At 41.1% G+C, this 26,098-nt stretch carries 25 protein-coding genes; 10 read left to right on the top strand and 15 right to left on the bottom strand.

Going from position 1 to position 26,098, the window contains the following annotated elements; translation table 11 throughout:
- The first annotated feature begins 14 nt into the window (after window positions 1–14).
- Together DTOX_RS04720 and DTOX_RS04715 are read left to right on the top strand one after the other, a co-directional pair.
- A complete protein-coding gene (locus DTOX_RS04720) occupies window positions 15–398 on the top strand; it encodes a PadR family transcriptional regulator (protein WP_015756584.1) in 384 nt (127 codons plus the stop codon).
- Window positions 399–414: 16 nt separating this feature from the next.
- Window positions 415–1,236 (top strand): extracellular solute-binding protein, encoded by an 822-nt coding sequence (locus DTOX_RS04715; protein WP_015756583.1) that lies wholly within the window; start codon window positions 415–417, stop codon window positions 1,234–1,236.
- 198 nt (window positions 1,237–1,434) lie between these two features.
- Here DTOX_RS04715 and DTOX_RS04710 read toward each other — a convergent pair whose 3' ends face one another.
- Both DTOX_RS04710 and DTOX_RS04705 read right to left on the bottom strand, forming a co-directional pair.
- A complete protein-coding gene (locus DTOX_RS04710) occupies window positions 1,435–3,177 on the bottom strand; it encodes a SulP family inorganic anion transporter (protein WP_015756582.1) in 1,743 nt (580 codons plus the stop codon).
- Between the two features lie 224 nt (window positions 3,178–3,401).
- Window positions 3,402–3,914: a CBS domain-containing protein gene (locus DTOX_RS04705; protein WP_015756581.1), complete on the bottom strand. Its 513-nt coding sequence runs from the start codon at window positions 3,912–3,914 to the stop codon at window positions 3,402–3,404.
- A 406-nt stretch (window positions 3,915–4,320) separates the two neighbouring features.
- Here DTOX_RS04705 and DTOX_RS04700 point away from each other — a divergent pair, with 406 nt between their 5' ends.
- Window positions 4,321–5,649, top strand: coding sequence for a sigma-54-dependent transcriptional regulator (locus DTOX_RS04700; protein WP_015756580.1), 1,329 nt, complete (start codon window positions 4,321–4,323; stop codon window positions 5,647–5,649).
- Window positions 5,650–5,671: 22 nt separating this feature from the next.
- On the opposite strand, the gene DTOX_RS04695 is transcribed toward DTOX_RS04700, so the two are convergent.
- The 3 genes from DTOX_RS04695 to DTOX_RS04685 all read right to left on the bottom strand — a co-directional run bounded on the left by DTOX_RS04695 (window position 5,672) and on the right by DTOX_RS04685 (window position 8,052).
- Window positions 5,672–5,950 carry a hypothetical protein gene (locus DTOX_RS04695; RefSeq protein ID WP_015756579.1) on the bottom strand — a complete coding sequence of 93 codons (279 nt, stop codon included), beginning with the start codon at window positions 5,948–5,950 and terminating at the stop codon, window positions 5,672–5,674.
- Between the two features lie 26 nt (window positions 5,951–5,976).
- Window positions 5,977–6,144 carry a hypothetical protein gene (locus DTOX_RS04690; RefSeq protein ID WP_015756578.1) on the bottom strand — a complete coding sequence of 56 codons (168 nt, stop codon included), beginning with the start codon at window positions 6,142–6,144 and terminating at the stop codon, window positions 5,977–5,979.
- A gap of 129 nt (window positions 6,145–6,273) precedes the next feature.
- Entirely contained in the window at window positions 6,274–8,052 is a 1,779-nt protein-coding gene (locus DTOX_RS04685) for an adenine deaminase C-terminal domain-containing protein (protein ID WP_015756577.1), read from the bottom strand.
- Window positions 8,053–8,260: 208 nt separating this feature from the next.
- Between DTOX_RS04685 and DTOX_RS04680 the strand changes: the two genes are divergently transcribed.
- Window positions 8,261–8,458, top strand: coding sequence for a hypothetical protein (locus DTOX_RS04680; protein ID WP_015756576.1), 198 nt, complete (start codon window positions 8,261–8,263; stop codon window positions 8,456–8,458).
- Window positions 8,459–8,508: 50 nt separating this feature from the next.
- Window positions 8,509–9,663, top strand: a complete 1,155-nt coding sequence (locus tag DTOX_RS04675; RefSeq protein WP_015756575.1) for a THUMP domain-containing class I SAM-dependent RNA methyltransferase — start codon at window positions 8,509–8,511, stop codon at window positions 9,661–9,663.
- Between the two features lie 68 nt (window positions 9,664–9,731).
- Here the strand turns inward: DTOX_RS04675 and DTOX_RS04670 are convergent, their stop codons facing one another.
- The 5 genes from DTOX_RS04670 to DTOX_RS04650 form a co-directional block, all read right to left on the bottom strand.
- Window positions 9,732–11,111 carry a sigma-54-dependent transcriptional regulator gene (locus DTOX_RS04670; RefSeq protein ID WP_015756574.1) on the bottom strand — a complete coding sequence of 460 codons (1,380 nt, stop codon included), beginning with the start codon at window positions 11,109–11,111 and terminating at the stop codon, window positions 9,732–9,734.
- The gene (gene atoS, locus DTOX_RS04665; protein WP_157862853.1) at window positions 11,086–12,948 is read right to left on the bottom strand and encodes a two-component system sensor histidine kinase AtoS; all 1,863 of its coding nucleotides are present in this window, start codon (window positions 12,946–12,948) and stop codon (window positions 11,086–11,088) included. Before atoS ends, DTOX_RS04670 begins: the two co-directional genes overlap by 26 nt.
- 388 nt (window positions 12,949–13,336) lie before the next feature.
- Window positions 13,337–14,164, bottom strand: coding sequence for a TIGR02186 family protein (locus tag DTOX_RS04660; RefSeq protein ID WP_015756572.1), 828 nt, complete (start codon window positions 14,162–14,164; stop codon window positions 13,337–13,339).
- Window positions 14,164–15,075 carry a sulfite exporter TauE/SafE family protein gene (locus DTOX_RS04655; RefSeq protein ID WP_015756571.1) on the bottom strand — a complete coding sequence of 304 codons (912 nt, stop codon included), beginning with the start codon at window positions 15,073–15,075 and terminating at the stop codon, window positions 14,164–14,166. The genes DTOX_RS04660 and DTOX_RS04655 overlap by 1 nt, the downstream gene beginning before the upstream one ends.
- Before the next feature lie 11 nt (window positions 15,076–15,086).
- The gene (locus DTOX_RS04650; protein ID WP_015756570.1) at window positions 15,087–15,470 is read right to left on the bottom strand and encodes a hypothetical protein; all 384 of its coding nucleotides are present in this window, start codon (window positions 15,468–15,470) and stop codon (window positions 15,087–15,089) included.
- A 551-nt stretch (window positions 15,471–16,021) separates the two neighbouring features.
- On the opposite strand from DTOX_RS04650, the gene DTOX_RS04645 reads away from it, so the two are divergent.
- Genes DTOX_RS04645 through DTOX_RS04635 form a run of 3 tightly spaced genes read left to right on the top strand, consistent with a single transcriptional unit; the run spans window position 16,022 to window position 17,603 of the window.
- A complete protein-coding gene (locus tag DTOX_RS04645) occupies window positions 16,022–16,492 on the top strand; it encodes a CBS domain-containing protein (protein WP_015756569.1) in 471 nt (156 codons plus the stop codon).
- Window positions 16,493–16,511: 19 nt separating this feature from the next.
- Window positions 16,512–17,090 (top strand): CBS domain-containing protein, encoded by a 579-nt coding sequence (locus DTOX_RS04640; RefSeq protein ID WP_015756568.1) that lies wholly within the window; start codon window positions 16,512–16,514, stop codon window positions 17,088–17,090.
- A 24-nt stretch (window positions 17,091–17,114) separates the two neighbouring features.
- Window positions 17,115–17,603: a CBS domain-containing protein gene (locus DTOX_RS04635; RefSeq protein ID WP_015756567.1), complete on the top strand. Its 489-nt coding sequence runs from the start codon at window positions 17,115–17,117 to the stop codon at window positions 17,601–17,603.
- 257 nt (window positions 17,604–17,860) lie between these two features.
- Here the strand turns inward: DTOX_RS04635 and DTOX_RS04630 are convergent, their stop codons facing one another.
- The 3 genes from DTOX_RS04630 to DTOX_RS04620 all read right to left on the bottom strand — a co-directional run bounded on the left by DTOX_RS04630 (window position 17,861) and on the right by DTOX_RS04620 (window position 22,376).
- Window positions 17,861–19,618, bottom strand: a complete 1,758-nt coding sequence (locus DTOX_RS04630; RefSeq protein WP_015756566.1) for a UbiD family decarboxylase — start codon at window positions 19,616–19,618, stop codon at window positions 17,861–17,863.
- Between the two features lie 89 nt (window positions 19,619–19,707).
- Window positions 19,708–21,090 carry a YheC/YheD family endospore coat-associated protein gene (locus DTOX_RS04625; RefSeq protein WP_015756565.1) on the bottom strand — a complete coding sequence of 461 codons (1,383 nt, stop codon included), beginning with the start codon at window positions 21,088–21,090 and terminating at the stop codon, window positions 19,708–19,710.
- Window positions 21,087–22,376, bottom strand: a complete 1,290-nt coding sequence (locus DTOX_RS04620) for a YheC/YheD family protein (RefSeq protein WP_015756564.1) — start codon at window positions 22,374–22,376, stop codon at window positions 21,087–21,089. Before DTOX_RS04620 ends, DTOX_RS04625 begins: the two co-directional genes overlap by 4 nt.
- Before the next feature lie 340 nt (window positions 22,377–22,716).
- Here DTOX_RS04620 and DTOX_RS04615 point away from each other — a divergent pair, with 340 nt between their 5' ends.
- Together DTOX_RS04615 and thrC are read left to right on the top strand one after the other, a co-directional pair.
- A complete protein-coding gene (locus DTOX_RS04615; RefSeq protein ID WP_015756563.1) occupies window positions 22,717–23,664 on the top strand; it encodes an NAD(P)H-dependent flavin oxidoreductase in 948 nt (315 codons plus the stop codon).
- A gap of 11 nt (window positions 23,665–23,675) precedes the next feature.
- Complete coding sequence (gene thrC / locus DTOX_RS04610; protein ID WP_015756562.1) at window positions 23,676–25,175, top strand: threonine synthase; 1,500 nt, start codon at window positions 23,676–23,678, stop codon at window positions 25,173–25,175.
- Window positions 25,176–25,222: 47 nt separating this feature from the next.
- Here the strand turns inward: thrC and DTOX_RS04605 are convergent, their stop codons facing one another.
- Together DTOX_RS04605 and DTOX_RS04600 are read right to left on the bottom strand one after the other, a co-directional pair.
- On the bottom strand, window positions 25,223–25,597 hold the full coding sequence (locus DTOX_RS04605) for a hypothetical protein (protein WP_015756561.1): 375 nt from the start codon (window positions 25,595–25,597) through the stop codon (window positions 25,223–25,225).
- A gap of 147 nt (window positions 25,598–25,744) precedes the next feature.
- Window positions 25,745–26,020 carry a hypothetical protein gene (locus DTOX_RS04600; RefSeq protein WP_015756560.1) on the bottom strand — a complete coding sequence of 92 codons (276 nt, stop codon included), beginning with the start codon at window positions 26,018–26,020 and terminating at the stop codon, window positions 25,745–25,747.
- Window positions 26,021–26,098 lie beyond the last annotated feature (78 nt).

Here is a 26,098-nt window from a genome sequence, read left to right as displayed (position 1 = left end):
AAAAGGTGGCGCAGATGAGTAAAGAGGAAAAGGTTATAAATAAAAGTTTTCACAATACTTCCCCGGAAAAACTGACTTACCCTGCAATACTGCTTCTACTGGCGAAGATTGAAGCACACGGCTATGACATTATTCAGCGCTTGAACCAGCTGGAATATATTGAGGGAGAACTTGAAACAGCAACCGTATACAGAATTTTAAGGCGTATGGAGCAGGATAAGATCATTGTCTCCCGCTGGGAACACGGCGAATTCGGGCCCGCCCGCAGAAAATATCAAATAACTCAATCGGGTTTGCAGCTGCTGGATAACTGGGTTGCTTCAATACAGACAAGAAAGCGGCAAATTGAGTTATTCCTTAACTCCTATAAAGAATATATAATAATAAAAAATGATTAGAGGATTGGTTGCTAAAATGTCTGATAACAAACATACCCTAAGAATCCTGCATGCGGGAGCCTTAAGAAAACCCATAAAAGAAATTTCACACATGTTAATGGATATTTGTCCGGGAATCAAAATAGATTTGGATTATGCCGGCTCCAGATCCTGCGCCTATGCTGTGCTGGATGGTGATGACGTCGATATTATAGCACTGGCAGACCCTCATATTTTTGAGGAACTGCTGGTTCCCCACCACGTGGAGGTATTCTTTGTTTTCGCAACTGATCAAATAGTAATTGCTTTTGATGAGTTTTCCAAACACAGTTCAATAATCAACAAAGATAACTGGCCTGCTATTTTAACCAAACGAAGAGTAACCTTTGGACGCTCCGATGAAAATCTTGATCCCTGCGGCTATAGAACTCTGATGGTCTGGCAGTTGGCAGAAAATCATTACAATATTCCCGGTCTATACTCAGACCTGAACCAGAAGTGCTCCAAAGAATTCATTTACCCTAAATCAATTGATTTAGCCGGTGCGCTGCTGGAGGGCAGGCTTGATTACACCTTTATCTATCGCTCCGTAGCCAAACAATTTGGCTCACAGTATATAGCCTTGCCCTCCAGAATAAACCTCTCCAACCCTATCTATGCTGATAAATACAAAACAACAGTTGTTAAGATTAGAAATAAAGCGGGAGATATTTCGCAAATAACCGGGGCACCCATAGAATTTGCTGTTGCTATCCCTAAAAAATCAAAAAATATTGAGCTGGCCAGAAAGTTTATAGACATTCTGATCGGTATGCAGGGAGAACAAGTACTGGAGAAATGCGGTCTGATACCCTGCTAAAATAAACACAGGAACCCGGAGCACTGTCCGGGTTCCTGTGTTTATTTTCTCAACATCATTTGTTTAAAATTTCACCAGTTTACCTTCCCGATAACAACTCAGATTTCCTGAAAACCACACAAATCAATCAATTAAGCTGTCGGCTACACTGGTATAAAACTTGCATAACTTAACTGCATGCGTAAAACTCGAGTATCATTATACCGTTGCACTTGCATAGTTGTTAGCCTGGTTAAGTGTCTTGGATGAAGGAACAAATACATCTTCTTCAGAGGTGAACACATTTTCTTCACCAACCATACTGACAACATGACCCTTTTCCAGCTGCTTTCTGACATTTTCATTTACGCCGTAAAGCATTACCTTCTTATTATCGTGCAAGGCTTTATGGATAAAATGTTCAATAATTTCCAGCGAGGTAAGATCAATCATACCAACACCCTTAAAACGCAGAATAAATACCTTGGAATTATTGAAAGCGGCATCCAGCTTGCTTTCCAGGTCAGAAGCAGAACCGAAATACAGGTTTCCTTCAATCTGCACTACAGAAACAAGCGGGCATTGTGTTTCGTCATAATGAGCATCAACCTCATGCTCAACATATTTGCCTTCGCTATCTTTAACCGGTACCAATCTCTTAACATAAACTGAACCGGTATCTCTTAAATACAGAAGTATTGAAATAGCGAGACCGGCGTAAATAGCCTGCTCAAGTTCAGGAGCCAGGATAGTGGTTAAGAAAGTAACAGTCATAACAATGGCATCATTTCTGTTGGAGGTTAATACCTTTTTCACAGCTTTTTTATCAATCATTGAATAAGCAACTATCATAAGAACCCCTGCTAAACTGGCATTTGGAATATACTTGGCATAGTCCTTCAAGAAAAGCAGAACGATTAAAACAATAACACCGGATATCACCGGGGCCAGTCTGGTTCGGCCACCCGATTGGAAAGTAACAGCAGAACGGGTAAAGGAACCGGAACCGGCAAAAGAACTAAAGAAAGCGCCTCCCATGTTAGCGACACCCTGCCCGATAAATTCCTGGTTGGAATCAATTTTTTGTCCTGTCATAGAAGAAATGGCTTTTGATATGGCAAGCGCTTCAACCAAACCGATTAAGGCTATGATAATCGCGCCTTTCCACAACATCAACATAGAGCCGACATCAAATATATTTACCGGGAAAAACGGAGGAATTGCTGACGGGATTTCACCTGTAAGCTTTACCCCGTATTGATCAAGATGCATAGTCATTACTAAAATTACGGAAATTATAATACCAACTAAGGGACCCGGTATGTTTTTATTAATTTTCTTACAGACTATAATCAAAACCAAAACAAAAACCGCTATAGCAAAAGAGTATTTATTCATTGTGTCAAGATATTTAAAAGGTAAAACTAATTTGTCCAGGGATGTGAATACCTCTTTACCTAAGTCGTGCGGCTTGGGAAGCTTAACCCCTAAAAACGCACCCAACTGGCCAATAGCAATAATTGTACCGGCTCCGGCAGTAAAGCCTACAATTACCGAGTGAGAAACGTAATTAACCAATTTACCCAGTTTCAAAACACCCATACCAAACTGAATTGCACCAACCATAAAGGTAAGCAAAAACAATATGGCAAAAGGATATGCATCTTCTCCCGCCTTGGCCACAAAAGGTCCCATATTGGCGCAGATTAAAAGCGCAATAGCATTGGTCGGACCGGTAGTAAGGTGATGAGAGCTGCCAAACATAGCACCTAAAATAACCAGCACTATGGCCGTATATAATCCATAGGCAGGATTAACACCGGCAATAAGCGCATAAGCCATAGATTGCGGCAGCGCAACAATAGCCACGGTTAGAGCGGCAATTAAATCAAATCTCATATCTTCTTTTTTATAGTTAACTAGTGTGTCTAATATTGGAACGAATTTTAAAGCTTTTCCCATAATTACGCCCCCTTCCTTTTTCCCATCAAGGTAACTCATTCATTTTTGTGATTTTTATCTCTTTCTACAATATGAAAATACCGTTTGATTAAATATTAAGCCCCCTCTCTATAGCATTTTATTATCACTGCTACCATAATTTATTTACTGCAAACCGGTAACAGTTGTTGTAGTAATTATACACTATAGATAACCCTTTTCAATATAGAGTCTATAAATAAACCCTAAACACTCCTGCCAATCTCATTAAATACATCCACTGAGTGAACAACCCCGATAGGTTCATTATTTTCCACTACAACTAACGAATCAACCTCCCCCTCGGTCATTAAATGCAAAGCCTGCGGCAGATCATCATCAATCCCTATAATGACTACTTCCCTCGGGTACATAATTTCTTCAACACATCTGGCTAACTGCAGGCGGCAGCACTCGGTGAATAACCCCGGTTCAAAAGGCGGTGCCCTGTCTGAATATACCTCACCTCCCGAACGGCAGATATGGTTTTCCAAATATAAACCCAGTGTTCGGAGAACCATTTTTCTGTCTGTAACCCCAATCCAGTTTTGAGTATCGTCAATAACCAGAAGAATGCCACAGTCAGGGCTTTGACTCTCCTGCGCTTTTTGAATCAAACAAACAGCTTCCTTAATCAGACTGGTGCTTTTAACAGCCGGGAACTGTTTTATAGCAACCATTATATCTCTTATTTTTTTTTCCTGTTTAAGGCTGCTCATAACAGTACCTCCAAATGAAGTCGCTTACCTGATTATACACGCAAAACCCATGCCAAGGGAGGAAAGCGCATCCTGAGAGACTTTCCGGGGCCAAGACAAAACATTATTGTACATTATCAAACACATTATTTTTGCTTATGTATGTTATCATACCATTTTTCATCGCTGCTTCTCATGGTCAAGTAAAAGCCCCAATTTCCTGGCTGCTAAAACTGTCTTACCGGCCTGAATTAAAAAAGGGTATACCGGTGCATGCCATTAAATAATAGATCTTTACATTAGCTGTAAATATTACTTTAATCTAAACAATATCAGAGTCGAATTGAATAACCGGCTATGGTATAATCATAATAGACTATTTTACTTTTATGTTTGCCATGAGATAGCATTAGGGAGATGGACATATATGACAGACTCCAAAATATTAATAATTGATAACGATATAAGCTCTTGCCGAACAATGGAACGGGCTATCCAACAAGAAGGCTATCAAGCCATAATCGCCACTAACGAGCCGGACGCTGTCTCGCTTTTAATAAAAGAAATGTTTTACTTAGTCTTTCTAGGCCTGGAAACAGATAATAATGATCCGCTCATAAATATAAAAAGCTTTTCCCCTTCTGTTCCGATAATTATGCTAGCTCACCAGGGTACTATTGAAAAGGCTATTGACGCTCTTAAAAAAGGTGCCATGGATTACATGACGAAACCGGTAAATCCGGAAAAATTAAAGAATATCCTCAAAACACTGTCTGCCAGCCACAAAAATAAATTAAGCTCTACTCAAGACTATAACTATATATTGGGAGAAACTCCAGCGATAATAGAAATTAACAGGCTAATCGAAAAAGTAGCAGCCACAAACGCCACTGTTTTAATTACAGGAGAAAGCGGCACCGGCAAAGAAGTAGCCGCTATGTCCATACACAGGGCCAGCCAACGCTGCAACAATCCCTTTGTTACCGTAAACTGTGTGGCACTTCCGGAACAGCTTTTAGAAAGCGAGCTGTTCGGGCATGAAAAAGGTGCTTTTACAGGGGCTTTTACCAAAAGACAGGGCAGGTTTGAATTAGCGCATACAGGTACGGTTTTTCTTGACGAAATCGGTGATATGCCTTTAACTATGCAGGCAAAACTGCTTCGCATATTGCAGGAAAAATCTTTTGAAAGAGTTGGCGGAACAGAAACACTCAATATTGATGTCAGGGTAATTGCAGCCACTAACAAAAATCTGTCTGATGCTGTGATGAACGGTATGTTTCGGGAAGACCTGTACTACAGGTTAAACGTAATCCATATCCACCTTCCTCCTCTGAGAGAGAGAAAGGAAGACATACCGCTCTTAGTTTCGCATTTTTTAGATAAATTATCACATACCTATCAGGCTAAAAAAGTATCCGGAGAAGCTATGCGGCTTCTTTATAATTACTGCTGGCCCGGCAATATCCGTGAAATGCAAAATATAATCGAAAGGGCCGTAATTATAAGTCAGGACCTGGAAATACTTCCCGTGCATTTACCTCCGGAACTGCAAAAGTCCTCTGCCGCCACTGTTGAACCAATCATAAGATTGCCCGACGAGGGAATCTCACTGGTGGAAGTAGAAAAACAACTTATCATCATGGCACTGCAAAAAAGCAAAGGCAATCAGACCAAAGCAGCTCAATTGCTGGGCATAACCCGTTCGGCTTTACTCTATCGCACACAAAAATATGGGATTCCCCTAATAACCTGATCTTTAGGGAAATCCCCGGTTGCTATACTGTCTTATGCTGCCCCTCTTCCAATACTTTGTCGTCTCCCCTTTGCAGAATTTCGAAGTGTTCCTGGTCTACCTCACCCAATTTGCCCTGCCTGTATTTTTCCACAGCAGTACCTTCCGCCAGCTGCTTTTTGACAGTTTGCAAGTCTTCATCTTCGTACAACAACAAGAATCCGGAAAAAGGCGCAAATCTTACTCTGGTTTCCTCAAAACAAGCTGCCTGTTCATCCGGCAAAACATCCAATCTTCCGTCAGGCAATTCTATTCTAACCATATAATAAACCTCCTTAAGCCTGCTAATTATATCCTCTTCAACTTACTGCTGTTTTGTTCTTCTCTCTGCAACCTGGACAGTTCCGCTTCAAGCTCTTCCAATTCAGCAATCATAACCGGTTTAACCGAATGTGCCGGTAACCGATTCTTTAAATCTGCAATTTTTTGCTGCAGTGTCTTAATTTCTTCACTCATCACATACCTCCGAAAACTGTCCTCATGATTATACTTTACCAGAGTATTATATAGTATTTTACCTTGGTAATTCAAGAATCACTATTTTCTCAGCTTTAATTTTCCGGATTGTAAAATCCCCATTGCTTATTATTTTAACTTTTGAATCGGCAGCAGCACCTTTTTCGTCTTAACTTCCCAGAGTCCCTCGGGAGAAAGCCTTAACTCCGGCAAATGGGCTGTGGATAAAAAGAGTACTGTATACACAGGATCATGAAATCTATGTCCCTTCTTTTTCAGGATTTCTGCAAAAAGCAGGCACTTTCTCACCAGGCAATCAACCGGTTCAGCAGTAATACTGCCGTTTAGGGGCAAGGGCAGTTCAAATATACAGGCACCTGCTTCATAAATAACTATACCGCCGCCCAACTCATACAAACGATTTGCCGCCATAGACATATCCTCCCGGCTGCTGCCGATAACAACCAGGTTGCCCGCAATACTGACAGAACTGGCCAGCCCGCCTATATGATCGGCAAAACCGCTCAAAACACCGCCGCAAACCCAGCTGCACCCGTAATCGAGCAGGGCCGCATATTGCAATCCCGGTATGCCGCCGATATCCAGCAAACCGTGTCTTACCGGCAGTTCTTTATCCCTTCTTCTGGTAATAACCGGGTTTTCCAAATACATCACCGGAAAAGGCCTGCCCGTAGCCTGAATGCTGAAAAAATCAGGGGATACTGTTTGGCGCGGAATCGGTCCCAAACCATATTTCTCCCAATTGACAGTAAACCCATCAGTTTTCGAAAAATCACTTTTCCCCGGGCAACCGTTAAGTGTCTTATCGGCGAATACTTTTCCGTCAGCCATAACCAGCACCGGAGTAGGGTTATCCAGTTCCTCCAACAATAATATATCCGCATGGCAGCCAGGAGCAATTCCCCCCACCAGATTATCTAAACCATAATAGGTGGCTGCATTCAGAGTAGCCATTTGATAAGCGGTAACGGGATTTAACCCCGCCTCCATGGCAGTTCTTAATACATAATCAGTAAAGCCCTTTGCCAAATAAGCGGGAGAAGGCCCGTCTGTGGTCAACATGGCCCGGTTAAGAGGCACACCCGCCGCCAGTAAAGCTTTAATCAGCCGGGGTAAATCAGGTCGTAAAGAGCTGTGCCTTAAATTTGCATACATACCAAGCCTCAACCTGCGCAAGACCTCTTCCCCTGAAATACTCTCATGACAGGCAGTAATACCCGCGGCGGCCAAAGTGTTGAGGGTGTCCTGGGAAGCGCCGGGAGCATGTCCCTCAGCTTTCTTACCGGTTTTTAAAGCTGCCAGAATTCCTTCAACCATACCCGGCTTTCCATTTAACAAAGAAGGCCAATCAGTGATCTCACCTACCTGTAAAACCGACCGGTTATTTACCAGTCGGCTGATATTTTCAGGAGAAAAAACAGCATCAAGCCTGGCTGAGGAGGCCTGCGCGTCCAGGCGAACACTCCAAAAAAGCTTTAACGGCAGTTTTTTCAAATCCTCAATAACCGTCTCAAAACCCTCCGGACCCAGCGCCCGAAAAAAGAAAAGATTATCTGCCACCATCATAGTAGTACCCAGCGGCAATATTTTATCAGACAAACTGACCGGGTTATACATTAAAAAAGGATGCCCGTGCGGTTCTATGTAACCCGGACAGAGAAACCTGCCGGAAGCATCTATAACTTCAGTATCCTGACCCAGCGACCTATCAGATTCACCCACATAAGCAATATACTTACCGCACACCGCGACATTAGACTTAATCAATTCCCCCGTATAAACATTTATTACAGTGCCGTTTATTATATATGCATCGGCAGACCTGAGGCCCCTGGCTGTATCAACAACTTCCCGGTAAGCAGCGGAATAATCAGTTCTTAAATTCAATTATGGGCCATCTCCCTTTAGAAAATTTAAATACTTTTGGATTTATATATTATAATATTGTTCACAACCGTTTGGAAACATATAAAATTACTTGATTAATAAAAGAAATTTTATATTGTTATGTTTTTTTCTCCGCAACAAAAGGGTTAAGACGTTGTACATGGAATTTAATATAAAAGAGATATGATTTTTGAGAGGAGAGATTTATATGTCAGGATGTGGCAGCTGTTCTTCCTGCAGCAATAATGATAAGGCCAAAGAATATATCAACGGGCAAGGTTTGTTTGCCGCTAAGTGCCCGGAATGTGATAAGGAAGTAACTTTCATAAAGTTACCGAAAAATAATAAGCTAACCTGCCCTGAGTGCGGAGCGGTTTTTCAAGTAATCCGGCTTCTTTTAAATTAGATGTGCATACCCCTTGGGGGAAAGGTGATACTAGTGACAGGTGATATATTATGGATAAAATTGAACTTATAGCCACAGCAACTTTCGGGCTGGAAGCAGTAGCAGCGCAAGAGCTTAAGGCTCTGGGCTATAATGACCTGAAAGTCGAAAACGCCAGAGTTACCTTCAACGGTGATCTGAGTGATATCTGCCAGACTAATTTATGGCTTAGAACGGCTGATCGAATATTGATTAAAGTTGGCGAGTTTAGGGCTGAGACCTTTGAGCAGCTTTTTGAAAAAACCAAAGCCCTGCCCTGGGCCGACTGGCTGCCGGAAAACGCGGAATTCCCGGTTGAAGGCAAGTCAATCAAATCCAAACTCTTCAGCGTACCCGACTGCCAGGCTATCGTTAAAAAAGCTGTGGTTGAGAAACTTAAACAAAGCTACAAACGCGAATGGTTTGAGGAAAAGGGCCCGCGCTTTAAAATAGAAATTTCCCTGCTAAAGGACCTGGCAACCTTAACCATAGATACCAGCGGGGCAGGCTTACACAAGAGGGGCTACCGCAAACTGAGCAGCAGCGCCCCGCTGAAAGAAACACTAGCAGCTGCCATGATCCTTTTAAGCCGCTGGAGGCCTGACAGGGTTTTACTGGATCCTTTTTGCGGGTCGGGCACTTTGCCGATTGAAGCAGCATTAATCGGTCAAAATATCGCGCCCGGCATTGGCAGGAATTTTATTTCCGAAGAATGGCCTGTCATTCCCAAGCAACTGTGGCAGTCAGCACGAAAAACAGCTCACGAACAGGCAGATTATAACCGCAAGCTTGACATCCTGGGGCAGGATATAGACGGCGAAGTATTAAGCCTGGCACGCTATCACGCCCGCGAAGCCGGAGTGGAAGAACAGGTGCACTTTCAAAAATTGCCTCTGTCAGAATTGCGTTCCCGGCATAAATACGGTTTCGTCATCTGCAACCCTCCCTACGGTGAAAGGTTGGGAGATATAGCCGAAGCAGAACAGCTCTACCGGCAAATGGGACAAATCTTCAGAAACAACCTGGACACATGGTCTTATTACGTGATAACTTCACACGAAGGATTTGAAAAGCTTTTTGGCCGTAAAGCGGATAAAAACAGGAAGCTTTACAACGGGAGAATTAAGACATATTACTACCAGTTTTTCGGGCCCCGCCCACCGAAACAAACCTCGAACACAAAATGACAGCCGTAAATTCACGACAAGAAAAGGGCAGGACAAAGTTATTTGTCTTTTGCCCTTATTATTTTAACTTACAACAAATCATACTCTTTCATTTTCGCATACAAAGACCTCCTGTTCAGACCCAGTGCTTTGGCTGTATTCTGTCGATTCCAGTTATTTTCGTTTAATGATTTCAAAATTACTTGTTTTTCCACTTCAGCAACAATATCTTTAAGAGATCTTTTATCATTAGTATCCAATGATATTTTAGCATTGTTCTTAAATTCCAAAAATCCATTGCCATTTCCTATAAGTGGCATATCATCAAGCATTAATACTGAATTGCGGGCCATAACAACAGCCTGCTCACACACGTTTTTAATTTCTCTGACATTACCCGGCCAAGCATATTTCTCTGCGAAAATCATTGCTTCCTGGGATATGCCGCTTATATTTTTATTATACTTTCGAGCAAACTTTTTCACAAAATAATTAATTAATAACGATATATCTTCTTTTCTTTCCCGAAGCGGCGGCAGTTTTACATTAACCACATTTAACCTGTAGTAAAGGTCCTCGCGAAACTTGCCTTCTTGCACCATATCTTCAAGATTTCTGTTGGTGGCGGCTAAAATACGTACATCCACCTCAATACTTTTAGTGCCCCCAACTCTCTCAAATTCCTTTTCTTGAAGAACGCGCAGCAGCTTAGCTTGAGTGTGCAGCGGCAGTTCACCTATCTCATCCAAAAATACAATGCCATTGTGAGCTATCTCAAATTTACCTGCTTTCTGACTGACAGCCCCGGTAAAAGAACCCTTTTCATGCCCGAACAATTCACTCTCCATTAACTGCTCAGGTATCGTGGCACAATTAATCTTAATGAAAGGACGGCTGCTGCGCCTGCTGTTGCTATGAATAGTCCTGGCCACTACCTCTTTTCCGGTGCCGCTTTCCCCTTGTATCAAAACAGTAATATCACTGTCAACAACTTTACCGATAGTTTTAAACACATCCTGCATATGCCTGGATTGTCCGATAAAGCTATCTACTGAATCTGTTTCTTGATCTAACTCTTCTCTCAAAATAGCTACTTCAGAAACCAACCTCTGCATTTTTATTGATTTTTGTACGGCAAGCACCAATTCATCTAAATTTAAGGGTTTATTCAGGTAGTCATGTGCTCCCTGCTTCATTGCCTGAATAGCAATCTCAGTTGTACCGAAAGCAGTCATTAAAATAACCGGAACCTCTATGCCCATTTGTTTCAACTTATCCATAACCTCTATTCCATCGGCATCAGGCAGTCTGATATCCAAAAGCACCGTATCGGGAAATTCTGTTTCCATAATCTTTAAAGCATCTTTAGCGTTATAGGCCAATGTAATTTCGAAACCCTCATCTTCCAGGACATCCTTCAGCATCTCACAAACGCCTTCTTCATCATCGACTATCAACACTTTTGACATTCATATCATCCCCTATAAACATCGGTAAATAAATTACAACCATAGTCCCAACATTTAGTTCACTTTCCACCTGAATTTCCCCGTTATGCGCTGATATTATCTCTTTTGCAATAGAAAGCCCCAATCCTGTACCTTTCGATTTAGTGGTGTAAAACGGCTCAAACATATTTTGTATGACATCTTTAGGGATACCGCAGCCATTGTCCCTCACTCCCACGCATAACATATTCCTTTCTTTTTCCAGCCAGGTCGTTATCTCTAAATTTCCTGTGCGGTTTATAGCCTGATAAGCATTATACAGGATATTAGACAGAACCTGTTCCATTTGATGTGCGTCTATCCAGGCTAAAGGCAAGTTTTCCGCACAATTACAGGAAATCTTAACATCACTGCTGCCGTGTATATCTCTAAAAAATTGCACGGCTCTTCTGATTAAAATATTTAATTCATACGGTTCAAATACCGCTCTGGAAGGTCTGGCAAACTGCAACAGCTTATCAGTTACTGAGATCAATCGATTTAATTCCTGGTTAACAATATTTAATGATTTAGAAGAAGGAACCCGACCCTTATTCCAAAACTGCATATACCCGGTAATTGAAGTTAACGGGCTTCTGATTTCATGTGCTACACCGGCTACCAGCTTACCCAGTGAAGCAAGTCTTTTCTGCCTGTTTACGCTTTCCCTTAAACGGGATAACTCTGTAATATCCCTGAAATGCAGCAGAGCACCCACCAATTCCTGCCTGACATTAATCATTAAGGATGTACTGACCAACAGGTGCCGTGGTCCATCAGTAAAGTTTTCGAAAATCAAGTCCTTATCCTTTACCGCTTTACCCTCAATAAGAGTATTCTTCAGATAATAGGATAGAGGGAAGTCCGGAGGAAAAACCTCATCTATTTTTTTCTCGATACAATTACTATCGAGATCCAGCATTGCACCCGCCGTTGAGTTAAAACTCATTATCTTTTCATTCTTATCTATAGTAATGATGCCGTCATCTATGCTTGTTAGAATAAGCTCGTTATAGTTTTGAATATCAATTAGTTTATTGAACATATCATTAACTGCATCAGTTATTTGTCCTAACTCACCTGTAGCTTTGGGCAGCATAAAGGTTGGATCGTTGCCCATGATATTCAGACCCTTTTTAATCTCATTGACATTTTTGGCAAATTTACTAATCAAACTAAAAGCCCCGCCAAAAGCCAAAACAACCCCAAGTATCATTACAACATATACAACCTGCTGGATTTGGTCAACCCTTTTTTGAATAGGTTTTATATCCTCATTAGCCCATATAGCTCCAATAATCTTCCCGTCACGCCTTAACGGCCGATAGGTTTCTAACTGCCCGTCTCCGCCCTGGCCCAAAACCTCAAATACCATATTGTTAGTCTTTAGGGCGTCATCAAAATTTCGTTTTCGTCGTGTAGAAAAGTTCTCATGTAAATGCTCGTTATCTCCATCTAAGATTACATCAAATTCCTCTGAATAAAAACCCATATCCATATTGGGATACTTTTTCTTAACATTGTCCACCACAGGCTTAAGCGCCTGATTAAGCGCTTTTTCTTGATCGCGCCTTTGCAAATTCCCCACATTCAAGCCAGATAAAATTTCATCGAACGAGCTATTCATACTGCTGTCAAGTTGATTCATAGCTTCTTCCAAAACCTTTCGATGACTGTTAATTATGCCTAGTTCCGTAGAATGCAGCATATAAAATAAATACATTGAAAGAATTATTGGAATCAGGAGTAAAATAACTACTAATATAAGCAGTTGATTTGTGAAGCCTTCATATTTTAATGTTATATACTTCTTTTTCATTAACATAAATACTCCTTTTATATTTTCTTAAGTATATAAAGCAACCGCCGGTGACAATTGTTCTGTTTGCAGAGAACCGTATCTCCATGTCTTTATTATATCATCTCACATTCTCCTGTGAGCAATATTTTCACAACATATTGGGCAATATTTGCCCGGTTTTTATAAAATTGCAAGAAAGCCGCCTTAAGAGACTTTTGAGCAGCTGCAGGCACTCATGTTCGATGGAAATTATGCAGTGCTAACCTTAACTTATCCACAAATCCATCATAAACATGATTTACTGCAGCAAAAAAAAATAGCTCTCAAGTGAGAGCTTCCGGTCTTTTATTAAACCGGTTGGGAAAATTTAGGAAGTTCCGCACAATACGGAATTTATGCAAAGGGCTTAATGGCTTGCGCCAGGGTCAAACCCGGTTTTTGCACCACCACTTAAAATACTATCTATATAATTAAATATTAATGCAATTGCTATGCCACAGGCCAATGCTATCAGGACTGCCATGTACCCGTACATAGGACCATTATAAATTGCCTCCATGTTCAACCACTTTACCAAACCAACACTTGATACTTTGAACGGAATACTGGAGGAAGTTATAAGTTTGCCGTTTTTAACAGCATAAACTGTTATTTTACACTCTTCCTGAGGAATATTCGGCGGTAATTTAACCGTAGTATTAAAATTTTGTCCCTCAACATTAACAACATTTTCCTTAACTAAATATAAACTGCTCTTTTTATATATATCTATCAGTGATTTAATATAATTTTCTGATTCCTCTTCAGACAGAGCTTCTGAACCTATTTCTGTATGTTTAGTCACCTTGCCCACGGAATAAATCTGGCTAAAACCCTGGTCAAGTCCAAGCTGCTTCTGCAAATCCAAAGGCATTTGTGATAATGGATTTGATGTCATTACCTGATATAACTTAGGAACATTTGTTACATTGGTATTTTCAACATTCATCCAGAAAATAGATACCTTGCCTTTCTTACTAAGCTGCAGCACTGAATCGTTGGGTGAAGCTACTTTAATATATACATCACTGCCACTGGGAACTTTTCCGGAAACAGCTAAATCGGCACCTTTAAAACTAAGTCCTATATCAACTTCACCCGGTGACACACTTATATTAGCATCTTGGGCCCAAACCGGGTTAACACTTAATAAGAATAAAAATAGCCCAATCAATAAGTAAATATGCTTTTTCATTAATGACCGCCTCCCAAACCAATCAACGCGGCAGGTGTAACCAATAAATCTACAAGCATTTTTACCATCACCAGAAGAACAATTGCGGAAAACACAACACGAAGCTGCTCAGCTTTAAGCTTTTTACCCAATTTGGCGCCAAACTGCGCTCCGATTGAGGATCCAACCAACAAAACCATAGCCAATACCAAATCAACTGTGTGATTTAAGGCACTGTTAGCAACAGTAACATTTATAGCTGTGAAAATAATTACAAATATACTGGTTCCAACCGCATTATGTGTTGGCATACCGATTAGATAAATCATAACCGGCAGCATAATAAAACCGCCGCCAACGCCCATTAAAGCAGCCAGAACTCCAACAAGCAAACCAAGTGCAAAAAGCACTATAGCCGAACTCTCAATACCTGATACTTCAAAATACATTTTCACAGGCATTTTGTCCATAAACCGCTTTACCGCTGAAGGCTTACCGCTGCCGGTGTCATCCTTTTTCCTCAGCGAGTTAATACTCTCAATAAACATGAATGTTCCTACAACAAGCAGCATAACCACATATGAAGATTTCAACACAAAATCAAAATTACCCATAGCACGAAGAACTTTTACAAGTGCTGTACCTAAACTTCCGCCAACCAGGCCGCCTATAAGAATAATAAAGCCAAGTTTAAAATCAACATTTTTATTTTTGGCATGAGCCAATGTGCCTGAAGCTGAAGCTGCAACAATCTGGTTTGTATCACTGGCCACAGCAACTGCCGGAGGAACCCCGAGCATCATCAACAAAGGTGTCAACAAAAACCCCCCGCCTACACCGAACAATCCGGAAAGAAGCCCGACAATTCCACCTAATCCTAAGATTGAAACAATTGATATAGGCATTCTGGCAATCGGGAAAAATATATTCATAATATCCCCCTCTATTGAATTCTTGGCATAGTTTGTCTCATCCTTGGTTCCCTGTTTAATAAAACTTTTGTATAACTGTTTATAGCCATATTATAAGCTAACGCACCTATTACCATTATAATCATTAACAGCATAGTAGTACCCCAACTAAAGTTGCTAACCTGAGAGTCTGACGCAGTATAAATATTATCTTCGGAATCTTTCCAAGAATATATTTCCTTTGTATCAGGGTTTTGCTGAACAATTACATGTTTAGACGGGTTATAATAGTGAGTAAATACGTCCGATTTAAGAAAATTGAGCCCCAAACCATACAATAAAATAGATAATATAAATATTCCACAACTAATTTTAACGCCGAACTTGCTTAAGCTTTCTCTACTTTGTGCAGTCATTGTGTACTCCTCCCTTTTTATTTGTCATATTAAGTTAATAATTTTAAGCAACCATTAACACTTATTGATTGCAGACACGACACCTCCTTTTATCACCTCCAGAAAAAATTAATAGTGAAATTTTTTACTTATTCATCTGCCAACTAAGAGTTGCAAAAGGTATGCCAGGTTTCAAAATAAACATAAGCGTACTCAGATGCCTTTTATTAGCGGGTATTTCAAAAGCTAAAATACAGAAACAAATAAATACACTCCGTCAATACATAAATCACCTTCAAGATGGGCAATTTAAGCTCATTTTGTGGGCATATTTTACCCGCAACTCACATATACTCTAAACATTTTTAACTTGATATTAACCCATGCACCAAACTAATGTCGGTTGCAGTTGATTATTTTAATGCGGTGAACGTAATGTTATTCAAATTTAAGTTAACGGATAATTGGTACAATAATTGCTTATATAAGTGCTTATAATCTATATATTTAAGTCTTAAATTCTTGCATTGTTTAGGGATAATAAATAAAAGCTTGATCGGCAGGTGGCCAATGTGGGAATTAAAGCGGAACAAGTAATGACATCTATTAATGAATATCCTGTAGTTTATGAAAATGACAGTATTGAAAAAGCCGCCGGAATCCTTATTGAACAATACAAAATAAAAGATTTTTCCTGGCAAGGCTATGAATCATTACTTGTTTTAAATGACATAAACAAAAAAGTAGGTTTTCTTACCCTCCGGTGTGTTCTAAAAGCTTTAGAAATAAATGACTCTGATAATATGAATCACAATTCATGGCACACACTTACAGATAAAATTAAAATATCCTCCGAATTATGTGTCAAAGAACTGATGCGTCCTTTGCATACCGATTATGTTAAATCACAAGATGATGTGGATGAGGCAATTAAAATAATTATGAAAACAGGGACAAACTCTGTTTTTGTTTATGATAAATTAGATATTGTTGGAATAATAAGATCTATTGATATTTTATGGTTTTTAGAGGATTTACTATAGTTTTACGAGGGGGGTTAGTATGTCACCAGTACCTACGGTGGATTCTTACATGATACCGCTTGAGGAATATCCCACTATTCAAGACAGGGAAAACATTTATCATGCTATCCGGACACTGAAAGAAAACCTGCATAATAATAGTTCCCCCTGGCAGGGACACCGCTTATTGATTGTTTTAAATGATCACGGCGAACCGGTGGGAATCTTAACTTTAAAATGCCTGCTTAAAGCTGTCTGCTTAAGATTAATGGAAGAGGATATTTCCTGTAAAAGTGAATCCGTAAGCTGGTATTTCATTAATGAAATGAGAACTAAAGGCAGAGTAACAGTTCGTGAAGTGATGCGGCCTCTCACGCAATTTTCATTACACCAGAATAATCCTGTTACTAAAGCAGCACGTATTTTTATAAAACAAGGGATTAACTACCTCCCGATCAAGAATGAACAAAGGGTGGTAGGTATATTAAACTCCCGTGAACTATTTTTTAAATACTATGAAACGACAAAATTTAAAATAGTGCACAGACACTGGTTAGGCATTAATTTCTCCATCTCAGCTTTTTTTAAAAAATCAGCACTGCGTTTAATTGGCAGCTAATAAAACAAAAAGTAGGTGTAAAAAATGCCGGACAGATTAGCTAAAGATATAATGATACCTTTATCCGAATATGCCACTGTAAATGTAACTGACTCATTAAAAGATGCCATACGTATTTTGAAAGAATCCTTGCCCATAGGGCACCGTACACTGGCTGTATTGGATGACAAGGGTGACTTAGCCGGTTTTTTAACTACCCGCACCATATTAAAGGCGTTAGGGGTTTATGGAATTGACGAGGATGCCTGGAATAGAATCGCCTGGGGGACCTTTTTCTCCCGAATTGAGAAAAACCGTCTTAAATACCAGGGTCTAAGTAAAATAATGCGGCCGGTTGTAAATATTTTTGTTCACGAAGATTCTTCCCTGCACGAAGTTACTCAGGTGATTCTAAAAAATCAGATAAACCATATTCCCGTATATAATAAACAGAAAAAAGTAACAGGAATCATTCGTACCATAGATATTTTAGACACACTTGCCGATCTTTTGGATATACAAAATCAAAAATAATCTGATAGATTATAGATATAAAACAAAAGAGCTTTTCCAGCAGACACTGCAACTTCTCTGAGCATAAAAAATCCCTGTGAAAATAAAAACACAGGGATTTTTTATGCTCTAGGAAATTATGCTTATAATGGATCTGCGGATAAGTCATTGTATAATGAAGTACAAATTTATATTGCACAAGCAATGTTGGCACTGCGTAATTTCCGATGAGCACGAATGCCTGTGGCTGCTCGAAAGTCGCTTTAAGCGACTTTCTTCTACTTGAAGTATTCCGACCAGCGTTCTTCAACCAGCTTCACTATATCTTCTCTGGGCAGCAGCTCATCCGGGTAGAAAGGCTTCATCCTGGCATCAATGATAACAGGTCCGCGATACTCAATCTTGTTGTTTACTATGGCCGCATCGGCATATATATCGTGTGCCGGGTCAAAACGAGTGAACACCGTCCATAAAAAAGTCGTCTGGTCATAGATTTTATCTGTATCATCCACCAGAATAACCAGCGGCCATGGCGCCAGCTTTTCCTGGCTTGACTTTACCAGCTGAGCAGCCAGTTCCGGCTTTTCCACATAACTGCTTCCGGAGAGCAGCAAACAACCGCCGCAGTAATGCTTTATTTTTTCAATAGCCAGCAGCGGGCCTGACCGGTACTCGCGGGGCAGCTCCCTCAACGGCCGGCCCAGACCTGTCATGATAGCTTTACTGCCTTCATTGAACTTACGCCCGGTATAATCCAGAGTATCCATAGAAGTATTGTTTAATATCAGCAAGTCACGGGCCGGGTCAAAGCGCTGCAGTATGTTTTCCAGAAGCTCAGGAAAATCGCTTAACGCACAGGGCACATCTGTAACCATCAAAAACTTGGTCAGAGTAAGCTGCCCCTCTCCCAAAATCCTGAAGGCATGTGCCATGGCTTCCCTGCGGTAACTGTCCCTCACTATGGCAGCAGCCAAGGAGTGAAAACCTGTTTCTCCATAAGTCCAGAGTTCTTTAACTCCTGACATAACTACCGGGAATAGAGGGGATAAAAGTCTTTGCAAAAATTCACCGATAAAATAATCCTCCTGCCTGGGTTTTCCTACAACAGTGGCCGGGTAAATCGCATCCTTGCGCCGGTAAATCTCTTTCACGTTAAAAACGGGGAAATCGTGCACCAGAGAGTAATAACCGTAATGATCACCAAAAGGACCTTCCGGGCGGCGGACTTTCGGCAAAACTTCACCGCAAATAGCGAATTCGGCTTCAGCTATCAGGGGATGCCGCTGACCGGACACTTCTACCAGGTTAAGTTTCTCTCCGATTAGAAAGGAAGTGAAAATCAATTCCGGCAGCATCTCCGGCAAGGGAGCTATGGCAGAGATTATTAGGGCAGGCGGCCCGCCCAAAAACACGGTTACAGGCAAGGGGACATTGCGCATTTCCGCCTCGTAATGGTGGAAGCCGCCCCCTTTGTGAATCTGCCAGTGCATTCCGGTCTGGTTCTCCGAATAAATCTGCATCCGGTACATACCAAGGTTATGCTCCCTGGTGACAGGGTCTTCCGTATAGACTAACGGCAGTGTGATAAACGGTCCACCGTCCTCCTGCCAACCGGTCAAAGCAGGCAGCTCTCTTAAATTAACCTGGGTTTCCCGGCACTCAGTGACCGGAGCCTTACTCCTATCCACCCTTTTCAAACCTGATCTGGCAAAATCCAAAAGCCACCTGCGCTCGTTCCAGAGAGCCCTGGGTTTAGGAGGAAGCAGTTTGTCCAGGGAAGAAACAGCTTTTTTGACCAGATTTTCCGGACGGGGACCGGTGGCCAACTCCACTCTTCTCTCAGTCCCGAAAAGATTGGTTACCACCGGGTATTTACTGCCTTTAACCTTTGTGAATAATAAAGCCGGGCCTCCTTCATCAATAACCCGCCGGTGGATTTCCGGGAGTTCCAGAAAGGGATCTACTTCAGCCTTAACCTCGGTAATTTCTTTCTCTTTTTGCAGCAAACTAAGAAAACTTCTTAAACTCGTATGCATAGGACACCTCGAAAACAGCTTTTACCATAGAATAAGCCAATCTGCTGCAAATTGCAATTAAGTGATGAAATGTTTTGCATAATTTTTTATTATTCAAGCCGCCGGCTGGCTTTGTTCTTGCCGAAACCGGCTGCAGTCACTGCGTAAAAAATGGGGGTTGCGCATATATGCAGGTAATTTTCATAGTCCATTACTTGAAAACCTTTAAAAGAAGGCCGTACATTAGCCTCAAGAAACCAGAAGCGCCTGGATGTGTCCACGGCCAGATCAATGCCAAATTCAGCATAGTGCTCACCCGGTTCCTCCATAAGCCCGCAAAATTGGCTGCCAATTGAGATAACCTCTTTTTTAAAAAGAACAGGACTTATCGAAGGGCCAAAGGCCAGTTCAGCCGCCAGAGCTATAGGCAATGCCCGGCCACCCAGTGAAATATTGGTCAGATATTGCCCTGGGCCGGCCAGCCTGCATTCAATGCCCGTACATACCCATTTTTCCCTGGCGTTTTTCTGCATGACAATGCGAATATCAAAAGGGCAACCGTTTATCCTGGCCAGTTTCAGGTATGGTTGAACAATGTAATTTCGTTCTAATAATTTATATCTTTGCAGGAATGACTTAATAGACTGCTTACTTATTCTGGTGGATTTCTGGGAATTTATATCGTAATAGTTGCAACCGCTCAACTCTATGCTTTCATCTCCCGCTTCATTGATTACACAAACACCCCTGCCCCTGGAGAGATCAACCGGTTTTAAGATAACCTGGCAATACTTTTTTAGATAGCTTAAGAGTATTTGAGGAGAAGTCAGCCTGGCAGTATCCGGCAGGTGACGGTAAAAATTCTGATTACTTTTCAGTTTAGTATGCATCTTCCATTTATCCAATCTTGAGGAATTAAATAACTTTACTCCTGCCTGTTCTGTTAATCTTTTGAACTCTTCTCCATTTTTGTGAAAGCCCCTGCGAAACACTACAGACGGGAGAGGCAATTTGCCATACTTCCATGCCTTACCGGTCCAGTCAAAAAACAACCCGTAGACATAATTCGTACTCCAGTCTATGGAGAAATATCGAAAAGCGCAAAACAGCCCTCCAACCCTTTCATAAACCTGCAAAGCGTCAGTTAACTCTTTTAAATGACTGTCATGATAACAATAATGCTGCTCACCCAGCAAGAAACCGATTACCGGGCCTATACTTATTGTGTCACCTGATAAGAGCATTTGGTAAGTTAAGCCGTCTTGAATTAACAAATCATCAATTACACTCCTGCTGCAACTAACCGGCAGCGGATTATGGAAGGAATTATTTTGAGACTTTACAAAGCCGGGTAAAAAAGAAGGAGACACTATTGTTTCTCTCATTCCAAAACGTATCTTAACTTTCTCCGGCATGTCTCTCACTACAACCCCAGGTAAAAAAAAGGATTTCTCCTGGTCCCTGTTCACCCCTTGCAGCTTAATCCAGGTCATACGACACCTTCATTTTGTTTTTCTTGATTTCTCAGGAAAACTAAATATGCCATTGAGTTCTTCAGATATCTCCACCATAACTCCCCGTTTTTTATCTGGAAGAGATGATCATTTTGCTCGCAACCACCAAAATACAATAAATAGGGATTGCCCTTTTCATCTATCACGAAATCTAAAGTACAACTCCCCAGATTACACATGTAATAGCTTAAATAAACACATATATTAATAGAATAGCTGTACAGCTTCTCTTCTACTTCATCAGCCTGCTCAGGAAAAATATCCGCTAAAATATCATGCAATAAATAAATTCCTTTTCTTTCACCGCCCCTTTGCAAGTTCTCCTCCTTAACCAGCATCTCAGTAACCTGCCAATTGCCGCTAGCGTCTTTTTGAATATAGACCCTGGCTTCCAGCGGAAAACCCCCGCGTCCTAACAGGCGAGTACCTTTCAAAACCATGTACTTTCTCTCTTTAATCAACTTTCTGATGTTAAGAAAAAGATAATTTTCCTGGCAAAAAACTTTATCTTCACCGATGTTAATACTATAACTGTTATGCATGCCATCTATATTTTTCTCTATAATAATACTCTTGTGAACAAACAAACCTCTTTCCGGCACCAGAAAAACCAAATCATATTTCTGCAAAAATTCCAGTAAAATTGCTTGCGACAATTTATCATAGGGCAGCATTAAATCGTCTATATCGGAAATTGACGCCAATATATCAAAGATTATTGATTGATTGAACCTGTTCACCGGGTTAATTACCGTTATCTTCTCCATCATTCTCAATCTTCTCATGCCTCGTATACTGGAGGTTTTCTCATGCAGCGCCAGGTTATATATATAGGAAGGTATTTGGGTAATATAACTTCCCACGAAATCACCCGAGACAAGTATGCCGCTAACCAGTTCCTTTTCTAAATCAAGTTCATCTATAGAAAAACAGATAATGCTGATGCCGTGCTCCCTGGACAATGATTTTAATTGTTCCAGAGAGTTAATGATTACAGACTTCTGTTTTTTTCCGCTGTAGAGTATTCCTGTATCGACTGTTTTAATATCTCTATAGATTTCCAACAGGTTATTAATCAACAGCCTTTTTTCTCTCATTTCTTCTACCTGCATATAAATTTCACTCAAGTCGTTCTTATCTTTCTCAGACAGGCTGCCATCGGCTATTAAACCTTCTAAGATTTCCTTTTCCTGTGCGAGAAGCTCAGCTATTTGTACACCTTTATTATATAATGTGTTAATTGTGTTAAAGCACAACACTTGCATTGTCCTGTCACCTCACCTTCTATATATCTGGAGTCAGCTCTGTCCTTTTCCTAACTGTTCGGCTGCTTATATGTTATAAATACTTTGCTCGAGTCACTCAAGATTGGAAAAATTTCTAACAAAGCTGCCTATATGATTTTATTCAAAATAACTAAATAAATTCGGCTAATTTCTTGGAATGTTGATTTCCATAATCCTGGCCGCTGTGTTATAATTGGCATTAATTACCTTAATAAAAATAAATTTAATAGAATAAAATCATAAATTATTTGTCAAATCAATCCGATTTATGGTTTAATAATCTTATGTATTCTTTGCCTACTGAGAGGAGATATGAGAAGTGAAGCTTCCAACCCTAAAAATAAAAGATCTTATGCCACAATACCCGATTATTCAAGGTGGAATGGCTGTAAGAGTTTCTACAGCACCGCTGGCAGCAGCGGTAGCCAATGCCGGTGGGATTGGAGTTATCGGGGCTACAGGAATGAGTCCGGATGAAGTGCGGGAGGAAATCATACAGGCCAAAAATTTAACCTCGGGCATAATAGGTATCAATATAATGTTTGCAGCCAGGCAATTTGCCGCTATTATCAAGGCGGCCATAGAAGAAAAAATAGACATAATCTTTAGCGGGGCGGGCTTTTCCAGAGATATGTTCAGTTGGGGTGCCAAAGCAGGAGTACCGGTAGTTTCTATTGTCTCTTCCAGTAAAGCCGCCAGGATTGCCGAAAAAGCCGGTGCTGCCGCAGTCGTGGCGGAGGGTTGTGAGGCAGGCGGACATCTTGGTACTGATCAATCCATAGAAAAGATTCTGCCGGAAATAAAGGCCTCTGTCAAAATCCCTGTAATTGCAGCAGGAGGTATTACAGACGGCTATGATATGGCTAAAATGATTAAACTGGGCGCAGACGGCGTGCAGTTGGCCACACGTTTTGTCCTGAGTGAAGAATGTACTGTGGATAACTCTTTTAAACAACTCTATCTACAGGCTCAGGAAGAAGACGTGCAGATCATAAAAAGCCCTGTCGGCTTGCCGGGACGGGCTATAGTCAACAAATTTGCACAGATGATTATGAAGGGAGAGGCACCCCAGCCGGAAAAATGCGACAAGTGCCTGAAAAACTGTTCCCATGAGTATTGCATACTGGCTGCCCTGAGTAATGCCAGGGACGGCAACCTTGATCAAGGTGTTGTCTTCAGTGGAAAAAACGTATACAGGATTAAAGATATTTTACCGGTACAGAAAATATTTGATAAACTGTTAACAGAATTTGCTTTAGCAGACTAAGGGGGAAAAATATGTTTTATGAAAGTACGAGAGGAAAGCACTCCTCAATATCATCAGCAGAAGCCATAAAACTGGGTATTGCCCCGGATGGTGGTCTGTTTGTACCCAGTGAACCGGTTACTGTCTCTGAAGAGCTAATAAACCGGATGACAGGGCTAACCTATAATCAGAGGGCAGAGGAAGTTCTAAGGCTTTATCTGACTGACTTTACCCCCCAGGAATTAAAGGACTGTGTTTATAACGCCTATAACGAAGAAAAATTTGATCACGGGTTGATTACGCCTCTGCACAAGCTTTCCGATAAGGTTTTTATCCTGGAGTTATGGCATGGGCCAACCTGTGCTTTTAAAGATATCGCTTTGCAGATTCTACCTCACCTGCTCACCAGATCTGCTCAGAAAACCGGAGAGACTGATGATATAGTAATACTGGTTGCCACTTCAGGTGATACAGGCAAAGCGGCTTTGGAAGGCTTTAAAAACGTGCCCCAAACCAAAATAGTTGTATTTTACCCTAATGAAGGTGTCAGCCAGGTGCAAAAACAACAAATGGTCACCCAGGAAGGAAACAACGTCAGTGTGGTTGCCGTTCAGGGCAATTTTGATGATGCCCAAACCGGAGTGAAGAATATATTCGGCAATGCCGCAGCCATTGATAAATTCAAGCGGCAGCATTACAAGTTTTCCTCTGCCAATTCTATCAATTGGGGCAGGTTAGTGCCACAGGTAGTCTATTATTTCTCTGCTTATGCCGATTTATTGAAAATGGAAGAAATCAACAGCGGAGAAGCCATCAACTTCGTGGTGCCCACCGGCAATTTCGGCAACATTCTGGCCGCCTTCTACGCTCGTTGTATGGGCTTGCCTATAAACCGTTTAATCTGCGCGGCCAACGAAAACAATGTGCTAACTGATTTTATCAACAGCGGCATCTATGACCGGGAAAGATTATTCAAAAAAACCCTTTCTCCTTCTATGGATATTTTGATCTCCAGTAATTTGGAAAGGCTGCTTTACGAGCTAACCGGACATGACTCAACTAAAATTAATGAATGGATGAGGGAACTAAAAGAAAGAGGCAAATACAAAGTTGCCCCGGACACTTACTCAAAAATAAAAGAAATATTCTGGTCAGACTATGCCAGCGATCAGGAAACGCTGTCCACAATCAAAGAGATCTGGAAAAATTACAAGTATGTTATGGATACTCATACGGCTGTAGCGCAAAATGTCTATGCTAAATATATTGCAGCCACCGGCGATAAGCATAAAACAGTGATAGCTTCTACTGCCAGTCCCTTTAAATTTAATGAGAGTGTAGTCAAAGCTCTCTTAGGCGAAGCAGCTATTCAGGGCAAAAACGAGTTTGAACTTCTCAACGTCCTGGCGGATACAGGCAGCCTGGCTATTCCCAAAGGTTTGCAAAACCTTGACAGCAAGCCTGTTTTACATAAACAAGTAGTAGCCAAAGAAGAAATGCTGGCTGCTGTAGAAAATATCATTCTTAGCTGATACAAAGGACCGGAGTATTAATTTCTTCCGGTCCTTCTATTATCGTACTAAATATAGTAGTCATAAAAACGCAGCTGCAGTTCCGTCAGTAAAATCTTTCTCTTGGAAATCTTATTCAGAATCTCGTTGACTTTCATCTGCGCGTAGACTGTCACACCGATACTCCTGGGATCAACCTCATCCAGATTGATCTGGTGACCGCCTTTTTCCGTCGAGTACAGCTTGCCCCACAGAGACGGCAGCACTACCCCGACATAAGGACGGTCAACCGGCACTATCAAAACATCATATACCTTCTTGGTTACCCCGTTAAACTCCACATCTTCTTTTATAACAGGATCAATTTTCTGCTCATAGTTATCCCAGTCTATAATATCATCGTAAACCAACAGGCCGATACCAAAATGGCGCTCCATACCCATACCTTTCTGCCTCCTTTGCAACTTCACGGTATGATTATTTATAATATTTTACTTTAAATCAACAATAATTTCACCTGTTTTATAAAAATAAAAAGCCCCCGTGAAACGCTGCGGGGCTCAAGGTATAAATATTTATATTGCTGCCGCTTACTCTCTCTCCGGTGAACTGCTGTCTTCCATGTAATAAAGCACATAGGCATGCTCCGGATCTGTCCGTATATCCGCCATAATTGACGGGCTGACAGATATTTCACCAATAAAATTCATCTCAGCATTAATATCGAAGTCCTCTTCATCTATTGCTTTGTAGCACTCCAAATCGGCAATCTGATGCTTAGGCTTAACACCCAGTTCCAAATACTTGGACCTGGCTTCTTCTTCAGAACCGGCAAAAACTATTCTGGTATTAGTCGGGTGCAGCATATCTATTCCTCCCAGCGTTTTAATTTTATTGTAGCCCAAAAGTGCTGATATTACCAGAGGTTATTATAATAATAAATC

It is taken from the genome of Desulfofarcimen acetoxidans DSM 771 (assembly GCF_000024205.1).
Lineage (GTDB): Bacteria > Bacillota > Desulfotomaculia > Desulfotomaculales > Desulfofarciminaceae > Desulfofarcimen > Desulfofarcimen acetoxidans.
Note: the sequence above shows the minus strand (reverse complement) of the source record. Positions and strands in the feature narration are given on the sequence as shown.

Bases quoted from the DNA above. Each gene is read 5' to 3' on its own strand.
- DTOX_RS04715 (WP_015756583.1), top strand. From the start codon at position 415: ATGTCTGATAACAAACATACCCTAAGAATCCTGCATGCGGGAGCCTTA.
- DTOX_RS04640 (WP_015756568.1), top strand. From the start codon at position 16,512: ATGTCACCAGTACCTACGGTGGATTCTTACATGATACCGCTTGAGGAA.
- DTOX_RS04635 (WP_015756567.1), top strand. From the start codon at position 17,115: ATGCCGGACAGATTAGCTAAAGATATAATGATACCTTTATCCGAATAT.
- DTOX_RS04710 (WP_015756582.1), bottom strand. From the start codon at position 3,177: ATGGGAAAAGCTTTAAAATTCGTTCCAATATTAGACACACTAGTTAAC.
- DTOX_RS04690 (WP_015756578.1), bottom strand. From the start codon at position 6,144: ATGAGTGAAGAAATTAAGACACTGCAGCAAAAAATTGCAGATTTAAAG.
- DTOX_RS04670 (WP_015756574.1), bottom strand. From the start codon at position 11,111: ATGTCAAAAGTGTTGATAGTCGATGATGAAGAAGGCGTTTGTGAGATG.
- DTOX_RS04705 (WP_015756581.1), bottom strand. From the start codon at position 3,914: ATGAGCAGCCTTAAACAGGAAAAAAAAATAAGAGATATAATGGTTGCT.
- atoS (WP_157862853.1), bottom strand. From the start codon at position 12,948: ATGAAAAAGAAGTATATAACATTAAAATATGAAGGCTTCACAAATCAA.
- DTOX_RS04650 (WP_015756570.1), bottom strand. From the start codon at position 15,470: ATGACTGCACAAAGTAGAGAAAGCTTAAGCAAGTTCGGCGTTAAAATT.
- DTOX_RS04625 (WP_015756565.1), bottom strand. From the start codon at position 21,090: ATGACCTGGATTAAGCTGCAAGGGGTGAACAGGGACCAGGAGAAATCC.
- DTOX_RS04600 (WP_015756560.1), bottom strand. From the start codon at position 26,020: ATGCTGCACCCGACTAATACCAGAATAGTTTTTGCCGGTTCTGAAGAA.
- DTOX_RS04605 (WP_015756561.1), bottom strand. From the start codon at position 25,597: ATGGGTATGGAGCGCCATTTTGGTATCGGCCTGTTGGTTTACGATGAT.
- DTOX_RS04720 (WP_015756584.1), top strand. From the start codon at position 15: ATGAGTAAAGAGGAAAAGGTTATAAATAAAAGTTTTCACAATACTTCC.
- DTOX_RS04655 (WP_015756571.1), bottom strand. From the start codon at position 15,075: ATGAATATATTTTTCCCGATTGCCAGAATGCCTATATCAATTGTTTCA.
- DTOX_RS04695 (WP_015756579.1), bottom strand. From the start codon at position 5,950: ATGGTTAGAATAGAATTGCCTGACGGAAGATTGGATGTTTTGCCGGAT.
- thrC (WP_015756562.1), top strand. From the start codon at position 23,676: ATGTTTTATGAAAGTACGAGAGGAAAGCACTCCTCAATATCATCAGCA.
- DTOX_RS04630 (WP_015756566.1), bottom strand. From the start codon at position 19,618: ATGCATACGAGTTTAAGAAGTTTTCTTAGTTTGCTGCAAAAAGAGAAA.
- DTOX_RS04675 (WP_015756575.1), top strand. From the start codon at position 8,509: ATGGATAAAATTGAACTTATAGCCACAGCAACTTTCGGGCTGGAAGCA.
- DTOX_RS04680 (WP_015756576.1), top strand. From the start codon at position 8,261: ATGTCAGGATGTGGCAGCTGTTCTTCCTGCAGCAATAATGATAAGGCC.
- DTOX_RS04620 (WP_015756564.1), bottom strand. From the start codon at position 22,376: ATGCAAGTGTTGTGCTTTAACACAATTAACACATTATATAATAAAGGT.
- DTOX_RS04700 (WP_015756580.1), top strand. From the start codon at position 4,321: ATGACAGACTCCAAAATATTAATAATTGATAACGATATAAGCTCTTGC.
- DTOX_RS04660 (WP_015756572.1), bottom strand. From the start codon at position 14,164: ATGAAAAAGCATATTTACTTATTGATTGGGCTATTTTTATTCTTATTA.